Below are 13,055 nucleotides of genomic sequence, written 5' to 3'. Positions count from 1 at the left end.
AATTTATGAGGTCAGGGCATACATAACGATGTTCACCCCAAATCGTGTATTGTCAATTCTATAAAATCGCTTGTTCCTAAAGTCGTAATCCCACTCGCAGCCGTAGTCTTTGTTGCTATACAGCACCCCGATGCGCCCATTGATCTCAATAGCTTTTAAGTACTCGTGCACCAGATCATCTCCCCAGCCGTTCAACTCTTGTGAGGTTGCCGGCGGACCGTCTTCAAATTCAAAGAAGGAAGAATAGAGTTCGTGATCGTTAGGGATTTTTTTGAGTTCGTCTAGACCGAAAATCTCCTCCATCTGCCGCTCAAAAGATTTTGCAAAGAGTCCGTCGATATCGTGATTGCAATCGTCTGCAAATACAAAACCGCCATTGCGCACATACTTCTCAAAATTCTCGCGCTCTTTGGGTGTAAACTGCACCAGTTTATGCCCCGAGATATAGCAAAACGGACATTCAAAAATCGCATCACTGCTTAGCGAGATGATATTTTCGGTAGTACTGATCTTAAGCGTAGTGTATTCCACAAGCGAGTTGAGCAAGTTGGAGGGCATACGCTGGTCTACATCCCAGTCGCCCGACTCGTATTGCAATCGTGTGAAGAAAAATTCGGTATTCAACGGAAGTTCAAGGGGTTTGCTATTTCTATTTTTGGCGAAAGCCAAACTTCAATACATATTAAAGAAAAAGAAAAACTGGCTACTTAAGAAGTAACCAGTTTCTAATTATTTTTTTGTTTAAACCGCGTCTGACAGGCTGGTAAACGTAAAGTCTCTGACCTTCATATACGGAAGAAGGTTCCCATTTACGCGTACCTGTTTGCCCAAAGCTTCAAGGTTGTTGAGCATAATGATCGGACTCTCATTAAATCGGAAATTCTTCACCGGATATTTTATCTGTCCATTTTCGATATAAAAAGTTCCGTCGCGGGTTAGTCCTGTAAACAAGAGCGTTTGCGGGTCAACCGAACGAATGTACCAGAAACGCGTCACTAAGATTCCGCGTTTTGTGCTTTTGATCATTTCGTCAAAAGAGGTATCGCCACCTTCCATAATCATATTAGCCGCGAATGGAACTGGCTCAACGCCTTGTTGTGATGCCCAATAACGGTCGTAAGCTAGATTTTTAACGACTCCGTTTTCTATCCATTGTGTTTTTTTGCGTGGTAAACCATCGCCGCTCCAGGTAGAAGCAGGCACGTCAGGATGCAAAGGATCTGACCAAATATTCACGCGCTCATCAACAATTTTCTCTCCCAATTTAGTTCCTCCACCTTCTTTAGACATAAAGCTTCGGCCTTCATCAGCAGTACGTGCGTTGAACGCGCCACGGAATCTTCCTAACAGATCACTTGCTGCAGCAGGTTCTAAGATCACTGTATAACGCCCCGGCTCGATGGCTCTCGCCTCACGAGACATCACCGCTTTATCTATTGCAATCGCCGATGCTTCTTCTGCATCAAACTTGGTAATATCGTTATAATCTCGTGTCACCCATCCTGAACCAGTACCATCATTGGTACGCATCGTCACCGTAAAATCAACATTGGTCGATTTGTTGTAAGCGAACAATCCGTTGGAATTGAGCATCGCGCTAAAGCCAGCGCCATCGTCTAAGAATCCGGCAGCCGTCACATCCTGCTCAGCGGCCGGCTTGATGCTGTTTGCAGCAACCTCCGCTCGATATTCGGGGGTTACATTCGCTGTAGCATCTACATAGGTAATTGATTTGTCATAGGTTTGCGGACCTAGAGGTTCCATATATTCCGGGTTTTCCGGTGAAAGCTGCGCCAATTCTTCTGAGCGACGCACTACTTTTTCTAGAGATTCATCGTCAAATTCGTCTATGGTTGCTGTTCCCGATTTCTTTCCGAAACTCGACTCCACAGCCAAGCTTTGGTTAGACTGGTGGCCGGCGGTAGAAACGGTGTTTCGCGCGTAACGGATATTTCCGCTTTCGCTTCCGCCTAGATTCATTACACACGCATCGGCCTTAGAAAAGCTCATCGCCTTCTCTAAGATCGCTCGTGCTTCTTCTTCAGTATATATTGCCATTGTACTTTGTATTAAATGTTAGATAAAAGAGTTAGACCGATCTGCCTGTGTTGATAACATTAGCACCGTTAAAACGCGCCGTTGAACTTCCGTGAGAAACAGCACTTACCTGAGAGGGTTGTCCTTTTCCGTCAAAGAACGAACCGAATAATCGGTAATCCTTCTCGTCACAGATCTTTGCACACGAATTCCAGAATTCTTGTGTGTTTGATTGATAGGCTACGTCATTCAACATGCCTACAATTTTACCATCTTTTATCTCGTAGAATACCGTACCCCCAAACTGGAAGTTATAGCGCTGTTGGTCTATAGAATAACTACCGCGCCCTGCGATGTAGATTCCTTTTTCTACGTCTTTGATCATTTCTTCTACTGAATACGGTTCTTTGCCCGGCTCGAGTGAAACGTTAGGCATACGCTGAAACTGAACGTCATTCCAGCTCTGTGCATAACAACATCCGTGGGATTCATTCTGGCCTAAAATGCTTACCTGATCACGAATCGCTTCATAATTCACCAGCGTTCCATTACGGATCAAATCCCATTTCTTGGTCTTCACACCTTCATCATCATAACCTACGGCACCAAGAGAATGCGGTTGGGTTTTATCGGCTACGATGTTTACAATATCGCTACCGTATTTAAAGTCACCGGCTTTCCATTTATCTAAGGTAGCAAAACTGGTTCCTGCATAATTGGCTTCGTAACCCAATACTCGATCAAGCTCCAGTGGGTGGCCTACCGACTCGTGAATGGTCAAGCCAAGGTGATTGGGTTCTAAAACCAAATCATATTTACCAGGCATTACAGACTCAGCAGTAAGCATTTCTTTAGCCTGCTTTGCAGCTGTTGTTGCATCTTCTATGATATCATAGCTGTTGCGATACAGATTGAATCCGGCAGGACTTTTCAGCTTTTCGCTATCCAATCCATCCATATATTCATATCCCATTCCCATCGGTGCGCTGAGCGCATCACGAGACTTGAATTTCCCCGCCTCGCGGTCTATGGCTGTAACGCCAAAGGTGGGCCAGATGCGGTGAATATCCTGATCGATATAAGAACCGTCAGTAGACGCAAAATACTTTTGCTCATTAACCATAAACAAGGCCGAATTCACAAAGTTGGCTCCTGCGTTCATTGCCGCTGCATTTGCATCGAGTAGCAACTCTACTTTCTCAGAAACCGGAACTTCTCTAAAATCTTTTACGATTGGTGTTTTCCAGCTTATTTCACCGTGTGCTTCTACAGGAGCAAGCGTTACCGGCTCCGTTTGGATTTTTGAATTTGCCTTTGCTATAGAAACTGCTTGTTGTGTGGCTTTTTTGATTCCCGCATCAGTTACATCGTTAGTTGATGCAAAGCCCCAAGTTCCATTAGCGATCACGCGTACCCCAATACCAAAAGATTCAGTATTTACTACATTCTGCACTTTATCCTCGCGGGTAAAGACATATTGATTAAGATAGCGACCTATACGCGCATCGGCATACGAAGCGCCGAGGGAGCGTGCGGTGTTTAGCGCCACATCGGCCAGTGATTTTTTGGTAGCAATATCAAGACCAGGTTCTAATAATGCTTCGGCGGCGATGTTGTTTCCCATCATTGCTGAAGGCACCATCAACGCTCCCGCTCCCAATCCTGCTAATTGCACAAAATTTCTTCTTTTCATAAAAACGGTTTGAGTTTTTGATTAATGAACTATATCCCACCACTAAAGCCTAAACCTTTAAAATTCTGCTAAAAAAGCAAGATTCAAAATCAGTAAATCTTCTGTAAATCAAGTGAGAGACGAGCCCTAAACTAATTGATATAATTTTCTCAATATCTTAAAAAAAGCTTAAAAACTTAAAATTTTAACAAAAAGAAGCAGACGTTTTAGGAATGTGCTAATGTTTCTGCACAATTCGCAATTTAAGCGTCATTAAATAAGAAGTTGGAAATTATAGGTTTTTGGTTTTACCAAATTGACATTTACCTAAACCAATAAAAAAGCCCGAATGAAAATTCGGGCTTGGTTAGCTCTATAAACGCTAAGCAACGCAACTAGTTTTATTCCGTACGTTTAAAATTTTCAACATTTTGATGAATCGTTTCAGTATCCCGAATAGAATCAACCTCTACAGTAGTTAATTGAACATCTCGCACCGGCAATTCTGCTTCACCCAAAATGCGCGAGACAAAATCAACATTTTCGGCTTTGATATTTTTCATATGTATTTGTTCAATCTGCGTCAAACGGCGCTCGTAGGTAGGTACAAGATCACGCCACTGGTACAGCACATCGGTCTCGATACCCAGCACGCCCTTATCGATTCTTCCAGCTTTGATATTTTCCATATAAATATTCTTCACATAACCACCACGGCGCTCATTAGTCTTTATAAAGAGTAAATGATTGAGTTTTGCATTGGGTTCAACTTCACAATTTTCCATATAAATATTTTCAACCCCGCCAGAAAGTTCGCTCCCTATGGCTAACAACTGGTGCCCGTTTTTAACCAGACAATTACGTACAACCACATTTTTTACCGGAGTGTTGAGACGCCATGCATCTTGATTACGGCCTGCTTTAACTGCGATGGCATCATCGCCCTGATCAAAAACACAGTCTTCAATAAGTACATTTTGACTCATTTCAGGATCCACTCCATCATTGTTATGACCGTGCGCATACACATTTACATTTCTGATGACTACATCAGAAGATAGGTAGGGATGAATCACCCAAAACGGACTGTTTTCTATCGAAATACCTTCTAAAAGTACTTTTTTACAGCGATTAAACTGAATGAATTGCGGTCTGAAATTAGCCGAATCATTAACCATCTGTCGCTCTTCTACCGGCACATTCTTAGAGGCCATCTCATAAAGCTGCTTCAGGTTTTGCATATGACCAGATGGACGTGCGAACCATACTTTCCAGGTATCCATTTTGGCCTTTAGCTTGCCTTTACCAGTGATGGCAACATTTTCACAATCGTAAGCATAAATCAATGGGGAGTAATTGTAGCATTCCATCCCTTCCCAAGTGCTCAGCACCGCAGGTAAATAATCTTGTGGATTTTCTGAAAAGAGCAATGTTGCTCCTTCTTCTAAATGTAGATTTACGTGACTCTTAAAATGAATTTTTGAAGTAAGCCACTCCCCTTTTGGAATGACCACCGTTCCACCATTACGCGCGTGCGCACTGTCTATGGCAGTAGCGATAGCCTTTGAAGTTTTGTCTTGATCAGTCTGCTTTGCACCAAAGTCGGTGATTAAAAATTGCGGCGCATTCTTAAAATCCGGAGTTTGTATGTTGTAGTTGCCAAAAGGAGCCGTGACATTCAGCGTATCGACAGTTAAGAAATTTTCTGCGGAAGTTTTAATTTCCTTTTGATTTTTACAAGCGAACAAACTGATGAGGAGTGTTACAATTAGTGTGAATTTTAAGAGCTTCATAATTAAAAGTTTGTTGGAAAAGTACGTATCTACACGCTTCCATTTATCCTGTTCTTACCTGTACTTCGAAGATTGTAAACGACCTCGTCTCAAGTCGAATACATTAATACGTTAGCAGAGGCGATGAACCTTAAACTTTCAGAATACCTTACACTTCACATTGATTACAACGAATATTTTATCATTTCAACTAAAACTCTCATATATAATGTCTTATTGCGCGTACAAATTTTTAGCTTTAGAAAACGTTGTAATTCGTTTAACCACAGCAACCAACAAGAATTTTAAACCTAAGCCTAACCCAAATGAATTTAGTTTATCAAGGAAAAAACAGTCTAGTAGATAGTGCGGTGCGCCGCGCAGCTCAAGTCATCAACAGTTCGTTTTTTCAAAAACATCTTTTAGAGCATTTAGATAATGACGATGCACAATTGACTCAGCAATTATTGCATCACATCAATACCTCAACCCAAGAGAATTTGATCATACATACGTATTGGAATGTTTTAAAGCGCGATAAAATCACCTTAACCACGAACCCTGATACCTTGCGCATCAACTTGGCGCATTTTAGAAAATCGAGAGGACTTATTTTAGAACAAATAGTGCGTAATTATACCCTATTAGAATTTAAAAAACTAAAAGCAAATTTTACCGAAAATGCTTCTCGTGATGAGATTTTGGCGTCCAGAATTTCGTCATTAGCGAATGTGTATGCTTAGTAAGGGTATTTTATTGCGTATTCAAAAGAATAAAAACAACTCAATAATTTAATTATCAGGTAATTAAAATTAAAAATACACCGCTAAAAAAATGATTATTTTTTTTAAAAATAGTATCTGATTTTGTTGCACGAATTAGAATTTAAATTACATTCGCTCGCATTTTTAACGCAATAAATCACATTCTATGAAACGCAATATTTTAGCTGGTTTCGCACTGAGTTTAATGATCACTGTTTCTTCTTGTAGAGAGTCTGCAGAAGCAACTACTGATGAGTCTATGCAAGAAACTTCAATGGAGGAAGTAACTCCTGAAGCTCCTGTTGAAGCTCCTGCTGAAGTTGTAGTTGACAGCGCTGCTGTTACTACTCCAGAAGCTGAATAATCAAGTCTGTTTTTCAGCTTTTAAAACATACAAAGCCTTGCGGAAGCAAGGCTTTGTTCTTTTATGCTAATTGGTATTTTTTAGCGATCGCATCTACGCAATTAATCCCGTCGATGGCTGCAGACATAATTCCGCCGGCATAGCCTGCTCCTTCTCCACACGGATACAATCCTTTAACTTCAATATGTTCTAAAGTTTCCGGATTTCTAGAAATAGAAATCGGAGACGAAGTACGACTTTCAGGGGCGTGTAATACGGCATCTTTTGAAAGATATCCCGGCATTTTCTTATTAAACAGCACAAACGCTTTCTTGAGTCGGTTTGCTATCAATTTTGGAAGCACTTTATTTAAGTCGGCACTTACAATTCCCGGTTGATAGGAAGTCTTCGGAAAGTCATTACTTAGTCTTCCGTTTACAAAATCAGTCATACGTTGAGCCGGAACTTGTTGTGTTTTCCCACCCGCAATCCAGCAGGCACGTTCCACTTCCTTCTGAAAATTCAAGCTAACAAAAGGATCGTCTGGAGTATAATTAGGTAAATCTTCAGGTGCTACACTTACCACAATTCCAGAATTGGCGTACGGATTATTGCGTTTACTGGGACTCCAGCCGTTAGTCACCACTTCTTCCTGTTGGGTTGCACAAGGCGCAATGATCCCACCGGGGCACATACAAAATGAATACACACCCATCCCATCCACCTGCTCCACCAGACTGTAAGCGGCAGGCGGCAAGTACGGATTGTCAGTTTCCCCGTGATACTGAATATAATTGATCACTTCCTGCTGATGTTCTGCCCGTACACCAAGCGCAAAAGGTTTGGCTTCGATCTTCACACCTTTCTCATGCAATAAATAGAAAATATCTCGAGCTGAATGCCCGGTCGCTAGAACCACCTCATCAAAAGCATATTGCTTTTCTTCATTGATCACAATGCTTTTTAAGACCTTATTTTCAATATGAAGATCCGTAAGCTTTGCATTAAAATGTACTTCTCCACCGGCAGCAATGATCGCTTCCCGCATTGCGGAAATCACTTTCGGTAATTTGTTAGTTCCAATATGCGGGTGTGCATCTACCAAAATATCTTCGTCAGCGCCAAAATGCACCAACCATTCTAAACCTTTAAGAACATTTCCGCGCTTTTTTGAACGGGTATATAATTTTCCGTCAGAATAAGTTCCGGCGCCTCCTTCCCCAAAACAATAATTAGATTCCGGATTTACAAGCTGGTCTTTATTGATCTTTGCTAAATCTCTTCGGCGCTCGCGCACATCTTTTCCACGTTCAAAAACAATGGGCCTCAAGCCAGCTTCAATAGCGCGCAAAGCAGCATACAATCCGGCCGGACCGGCGCCTATAATGGCAATCTTTGGTGCATTACTTACCTCTTTCGGCACAAAACGATTCAAAGGTTCGCGTCGTTCGCCTTGCTGCCAAATTTCAATCTGCAATTGTAATTTTATGGGCTTATTTCTAGCATCAATAGAGCGCTTTCTAATGCGCCAATCGGTCACAGATACCGCTTTGATCTTTGTTTTCCCTAAAGCTTGCTGAAGAATGTATTCTCGATTTTCCAGCAGCTCTGGTCTAATCGTAATTGAGGTAAGTGTACTCATAGACTGCAAATATACTTGCTATTTAGATCATCTCATGTGCTTCGATAAAAAAAGGCCTTGCGCATCACACAAGACCTTAAAACAAACAACGTATTTATGAAACTAAACTAAGGTTTTAACTGGTATACCCGTACATAATCTATCGCATATTCCTGCGGAAAGATGCTATCATCAACTTCAGGACCTCCGAAGTTTCCGCCGATGGCCAGATTAATAATGAAGTAAAAAGGCTGGTCAAACGGCCAAACTGCTTTGGTCTTATCTTCGGGACTATACACAAAGACCGATTGATCGTCTACAAAAAACTCAATTTGCTCCGGTGACCATTCTGCTGCATAAATGTGATAGCCCTCTTCAATGTCTTCAAACTTCGTTTTTTTACTGAAAGCAGAATCGCCGTGTCCCACAGGAACGTGCAAGGTAGTGTACACCATATCTTCTTCTCTACCCACATATTCCAGAATATCGATCTCACCGCAAGCCGGCCAACCAACTTCTTTGATATCGCTTCCCAGCATCCAGAATGCAGGCCAGATCCCCTGTCCCAGCGCTACCTTTGCACGCGCTTCCATTCTTCCATACTGAAATTCGTGTTTACCCTGTGTGGTTATGCGGGTTGAAGTGTAACGATCTCCTTCCTTTTTTGCGGTAATAATCAACTTGCCGTCTTCAAGACGGTGATTTTCTTTGGTATACAGCTGGCGCTCGTTATTTCCCCAACCACAAAGATTAGGGCAACCGTCACCGAGTTCAAAATTCCACGAGGTGAGGTCTAAGGCATCGCCGTTAAACTCATCAGACCATACCAATTCACGCTCTTGTGCGTGAACACCGAAACTGATTATTGCGATAAAGACTAGAATTTTTTTCATTACTTTTTATATTGAAAGCTTGCTTCTTTTAGATCTCTTGAATTGCTTCCCAACATCACGTTGAAGCTTCCTGATTCCGCTTCCCAAGTGTTATTAGCAGTATAGAATTCTAAAGTTTTTGCTGAAATTTCAAACGTCACTTTTTTGGTTTCTCCGGGCTTTAAGCTTACCTGTTTAAAGTCACGTAACTCTTTTACAGGGCGCGTGCGGCTTGCAACCAAATCTCTAAGATACAGCTGTACCGTTTCTTTACCGGCAACAGCTCCTGTATTGGTTAATTCTATAGTAACCTCTAGTTTTTCATCGCCTGAAAATTCACTTGTGCTTAGGCTGATCGCTCCATATTCAAAGGTCGTATAGCTCAACCCAAAACCAAAAGGAAACAAGGCTTCACGCGAACTGTCTTGATAACCCGAATACGTAACCATATCGCTCGCAGGTCTTCCTGTGTTCTTTTGATTGTAGTATAAAGGTTCTTGACCTACATTTCGTGGAAAAGAAACCGGTAATTTCCCTGACGGATTATAGGTTCCAAAAAGTACATCTGCAATGGCATTACCCGCTTGCGAACCTAAAAACCAGGTTTCTACGATCGCCGAAACTTGTTCGTTAGGTTTACTAATATCTAACGGACGGCCATTCATCAATACCAAAACCACATTAGGATTCACTTTAACGACCTCATCAAGCAATTCCTGCTGTACACCGCGCAATTGAATCCCGGTTTGACTACGGCCTTCACCGGTTTGAAAAGCATCTTCACCCAGTACCATAACAACCACTTCAGACTTCTTGGCGGCTTCAATAGCTTTAGCAAAGCCGGAAGTATCGGTGTCATTGATTTCTAGCGGCATCAAGAAACTACGTTCTCCCATTCCTAAATCGGCACCTTTAGCATAATTGATTTGAACCTCGTTACCTACAGCTTTTTGAATTCCTTCTAAAACAGAAACCGCGGAATTCTTATCAGCCTGAGCGCGCCAGTTTCCTAATGGGGAATCTTTATCGTCTGCCAACGGACCGATCACGGCAATACTTTCTAACGCTTTACTCAATGGTAAAACCGAATTTTCATTTTTGAGCAAGACGATGGATTTACGTGCTATATCTCGGGCAGCTTCAAGGTGCGCTTCTGCAAGTAATACTTCTTGTTCGCGTTGTGCATCACTGTATTTATACGGATCTTCAAAAAGTCCCAGATGAAATTTCACTCTTAAAATACGTCGTACCGCATCATCTAGAAGGGCTTCGTCAATAGTATTCTCATTCACCAAAGGCTCAAGTGCTTCTTCATACACACGGCCTTCCATATCCATATCACTACCGGCGATCACGGCCAATTTGCCCGCCTGCATTTTATCTTCAGCATAGCCATGCGGAATCAACTCAGCAATAGAACCCCAGTCTGAAACCATAAAACCTTTATAATCCCAACCGCCTTTTAAAATATCTCGCTGCAAGTAGGTTGATGCTGTTGAAGGCACCCCATCGATCTCATTGAACGAATTCATAAAGGTTGCCACACCAGCTTCGGCAGCGGCTTTAAATGGCATCAAAATCGCGTTTTGCAACTCAGAATTTCCAACGTGCACGGTATTGTAATCTCTACCTGCTTCGGCAAAGCCATAACCTGCAAAATGTTTTGCACAAGCGGCAATGGTGGCAACATCTGCCAAATCGCTGCCTTGAAAACCTTTAATGCGAGCCACACCAATCACCGCATTGAGATAAGGATCTTCACCGGCACCTTCCATAATACGGCCCCAGCGTGCATCGCGAGACACATCGATCATCGGTGCGAAAGTCCAGTGCACTCCGGCCGCGGCTGTTTCTTTAGCGGCGATACTTGCACTTAATTTCATCGCGTCGAGATCCCAGCTTGCGCTTTCTCCTAAAGGCACCGGAAACATGGTTTTATAGCCGTGAATCACATCATAGCCAAAAAGCAACGGAATCTTCAGTCTTGAGTTTTCCATCACCACCTGTTGTGCATCGCGGGTAGCTTCAGCAGTGAGTACATTCAGCATAGAACCTACTTCGCCATTCTTAAGTTTTTGAAGCTTAGTTTTGGAGTCGATATCAGATGGCGCACCGGTTACATCAAAGCTTCCGTTGTACTGCACCATTTGCCCAACCTTTTCCTTTACCGTCATCAATTCTAAAATCGAATCAATTTTGTGCTCAACCACAGGATCTAAGTCGTTGATTCCCTTGGTTTGGGCTTCTGACGTAAAGAACGGCGCGAAAACTGCGATCAATACAATTTTGAACTGTTTCATCGTTTTTTCTTTCAAATTAATCGCGCTGGTAAACACGTACGTAATCCACTTCCATAGCGCTCTGAGAAAAAGAGGCATCGACAGCTCCACCAAGGTTTCCGCCCATAGCGACATTGAGGATCATAAAGAAGTCCTTGTTAAAAGGCTTGGTTTCGTCATTTTGAAAAATGTGATACAACTCGTCATCTACGTAAAAACGAATTTGCGTCTCGGTCCATTCTGCCGCATACACGTGGAATTCGCTACTTACCGTCTCTACCGTTGTTGCTTCTGAAATTGCATTAGCACCTGAATTCCCGGGGAAATGCAGCGTAGATAAAACCTCATTTTGATTACGACCTACGTGCTCCATAATATCGATCTCTCCGGCTCCCGGCCACGCATTTGTCTGATAATCTGCTCCCAACATCCAGATCGCAGGCCAAGTACCAACGCCTTGCGGTAATTTGGCTCTGATCTCATAGCGACCAAAGGTAAATTCCTGCAAACCTTCTGACTTTAAACGTGCCGAAGTGAAGTCAAATCCCATATAATTTTCGCGTTGCGCAGTTATTTTTAACATACCATCTTCAACCACTACATTTTCGCTTCGGTCTGTATAATATTGCAATTCATTATTTCCCCAGCCTGCTTGACCATTGCCTAAATCATAGGTCCAGTTTGCAGGATCAGGAGCACCGTCAGTGTCAAACTCGTCTGACCAAACCAAATTTGGAAAGTCATCTTCTTCCGCTTGCGGTCCGCTACCTTGTACCGGTTTTTCAGCAGTTAAAATGATATACCACGCCAAACCTTGATCGTTACCTTGTACTGCTCTAAGTAGCATTCGGTTTTCGGTAAGCGAAAGAATTTCATATTCATTGGTGCCAATATAATAGCCTACAAAACCTTCGTTACTTATGGTCATTGTCGTGCCACGCTTGCGCTCTGCAGCAACCACAGATTCTGATGGAGCTAAGCTTACCGCTCGTTCACCAGATGTATCAAACTCATAACAGCTATCGTCTGGTGATTGACCATTTACTACACTTGCGTACGTTCTGTTGAAAAAACTCGCCCCATTGTTATCATACTCATAGGTCAAATCTTCACCGGTCGTGGTACTAAAAATAAACTCATCATCATAGGCACAGGTCGCAGCTGGAATATTGGCCAACGCAAAAGGCTCTGTAAATGAAAAATACGCCCAAAAGTAGTTTTGCGTAGCATCATCGTTATTAGGCCCAACACCCAAATGGTTGGGTTCACTTGCTGCCCAGTACCAGGTTTTGCTTCCGCCACCGGTTAACAACTCGATCGCTTCTGGGTCTGAGAAATCACTTTCTACCGTAACTTCTACCAACCTCGAACTGTTTACACCTCCTTGGCCGTACGCCATTACCGTCACCTGATAGGTATTGAGTCCGGTTTTTGTAAAGCGTTTGGTGTACACTCCACTAGGCGCTACCGCTGTGGTTCCGTCAGGAAAAGCAAACCTGTAGGTCACCGCATTGTCTGCGGTTGCGGTAAAGGTTACGTTTCCTGAGCCGTCTTCTGTAACATCCATAGTTACCTCAAGATTTTGAGGCACCAGAATTTGCTCCAAAGTATTGTCATCATCCTGACAGCCTACTGCTAAAAACAGCAGCAAGCAATAGGATGTTATTTGAATTATCTTTTTCATGATATCTTATA

At 42.6% G+C, this 13,055-nt stretch carries 10 protein-coding genes; 2 read left to right on the top strand and 8 right to left on the bottom strand.

The window, feature by feature from the left end:
- Nucleotides 1–3 precede the first annotated feature (3 nt).
- From HCN54_RS02925 to HCN54_RS02910, 4 genes are all read right to left on the bottom strand, one after another.
- Nucleotides 4–624 carry a DUF4159 domain-containing protein gene (locus HCN54_RS02925; RefSeq protein WP_167598824.1) on the bottom strand — a complete coding sequence of 207 codons (621 nt, stop codon included), beginning with the start codon at nucleotides 622–624 and terminating at the stop codon, nucleotides 4–6.
- Between the two features lie 117 nt (nucleotides 625–741).
- On the bottom strand, nucleotides 742–2,058 hold the full coding sequence (locus tag HCN54_RS02920) for a TldD/PmbA family protein (RefSeq protein ID WP_167596451.1): 1,317 nt from the start codon (nucleotides 2,056–2,058) through the stop codon (nucleotides 742–744).
- Between the two features lie 31 nt (nucleotides 2,059–2,089).
- Nucleotides 2,090–3,730: a TldD/PmbA family protein gene (locus HCN54_RS02915; RefSeq protein ID WP_167596450.1), complete on the bottom strand. Its 1,641-nt coding sequence runs from the start codon at nucleotides 3,728–3,730 to the stop codon at nucleotides 2,090–2,092.
- A 380-nt stretch (nucleotides 3,731–4,110) separates the two neighbouring features.
- Entirely contained in the window at nucleotides 4,111–5,502 is a 1,392-nt protein-coding gene (locus HCN54_RS02910) for a glycoside hydrolase family 28 protein (RefSeq protein WP_167596449.1), read from the bottom strand.
- 305 nt (nucleotides 5,503–5,807) lie between these two features.
- Here HCN54_RS02910 and HCN54_RS02905 point away from each other — a divergent pair, with 305 nt between their 5' ends.
- Together HCN54_RS02905 and HCN54_RS02900 are read left to right on the top strand one after the other, a co-directional pair.
- Complete coding sequence (locus tag HCN54_RS02905; protein ID WP_167596448.1) at nucleotides 5,808–6,224, top strand: hypothetical protein; 417 nt, start codon at nucleotides 5,808–5,810, stop codon at nucleotides 6,222–6,224.
- 187 nt (nucleotides 6,225–6,411) lie between these two features.
- A complete protein-coding gene (locus HCN54_RS02900) occupies nucleotides 6,412–6,609 on the top strand; it encodes a hypothetical protein (RefSeq protein WP_167596447.1) in 198 nt (65 codons plus the stop codon).
- A 61-nt stretch (nucleotides 6,610–6,670) separates the two neighbouring features.
- Here HCN54_RS02900 and HCN54_RS02895 read toward each other — a convergent pair whose 3' ends face one another.
- The 4 genes from HCN54_RS02895 to HCN54_RS02880 form a co-directional block, all read right to left on the bottom strand.
- Nucleotides 6,671–8,230 (bottom strand): NAD(P)/FAD-dependent oxidoreductase, encoded by a 1,560-nt coding sequence (locus HCN54_RS02895; RefSeq protein WP_167596446.1) that lies wholly within the window; start codon nucleotides 8,228–8,230, stop codon nucleotides 6,671–6,673.
- Between the two features lie 107 nt (nucleotides 8,231–8,337).
- Nucleotides 8,338–9,102, bottom strand: a complete 765-nt coding sequence (locus HCN54_RS02890) for a family 16 glycosylhydrolase (RefSeq protein ID WP_167596445.1) — start codon at nucleotides 9,100–9,102, stop codon at nucleotides 8,338–8,340.
- On the bottom strand, nucleotides 9,102–11,381 hold the full coding sequence (gene bglX, locus HCN54_RS02885; RefSeq protein ID WP_167596444.1) for a beta-glucosidase BglX: 2,280 nt from the start codon (nucleotides 11,379–11,381) through the stop codon (nucleotides 9,102–9,104). Before bglX ends, HCN54_RS02890 begins: the two co-directional genes overlap by 1 nt.
- A gap of 16 nt (nucleotides 11,382–11,397) precedes the next feature.
- A complete protein-coding gene (locus HCN54_RS02880) occupies nucleotides 11,398–13,044 on the bottom strand; it encodes a family 16 glycosylhydrolase (RefSeq protein ID WP_167596443.1) in 1,647 nt (548 codons plus the stop codon).
- Nucleotides 13,045–13,055: the final 11 nt, after the last annotated feature.

The sequence above is a fragment of the Leeuwenhoekiella sp. ZYFB001 genome (genome assembly GCF_011784865.1).
Lineage (GTDB): Bacteria > Bacteroidota > Bacteroidia > Flavobacteriales > Flavobacteriaceae > Leeuwenhoekiella > Leeuwenhoekiella palythoae.
Note: the sequence above shows the minus strand (reverse complement) of the source record. Positions and strands in the feature narration are given on the sequence as shown.

Coding starts and splice junctions, on each gene's coding strand:
- HCN54_RS02895 (WP_167596446.1), bottom strand. CDS start 8,230: ATGAGTACACTTACCTCAATTACGATTAGACCAGAGCTGCTGGAAAAT.
- HCN54_RS02880 (WP_167596443.1), bottom strand. CDS start 13,044: ATGAAAAAGATAATTCAAATAACATCCTATTGCTTGCTGCTGTTTTTA.
- bglX (WP_167596444.1), bottom strand. CDS start 11,381: ATGAAACAGTTCAAAATTGTATTGATCGCAGTTTTCGCGCCGTTCTTT.
- HCN54_RS02890 (WP_167596445.1), bottom strand. CDS start 9,102: ATGAAAAAAATTCTAGTCTTTATCGCAATAATCAGTTTCGGTGTTCAC.
- HCN54_RS02910 (WP_167596449.1), bottom strand. CDS start 5,502: ATGAAGCTCTTAAAATTCACACTAATTGTAACACTCCTCATCAGTTTG.
- HCN54_RS02900 (WP_167596447.1), top strand. CDS start 6,412: ATGAAACGCAATATTTTAGCTGGTTTCGCACTGAGTTTAATGATCACT.
- HCN54_RS02920 (WP_167596451.1), bottom strand. CDS start 2,058: ATGGCAATATATACTGAAGAAGAAGCACGAGCGATCTTAGAGAAGGCG.
- HCN54_RS02915 (WP_167596450.1), bottom strand. CDS start 3,730: ATGAAAAGAAGAAATTTTGTGCAATTAGCAGGATTGGGAGCGGGAGCG.
- HCN54_RS02905 (WP_167596448.1), top strand. CDS start 5,808: ATGAATTTAGTTTATCAAGGAAAAAACAGTCTAGTAGATAGTGCGGTG.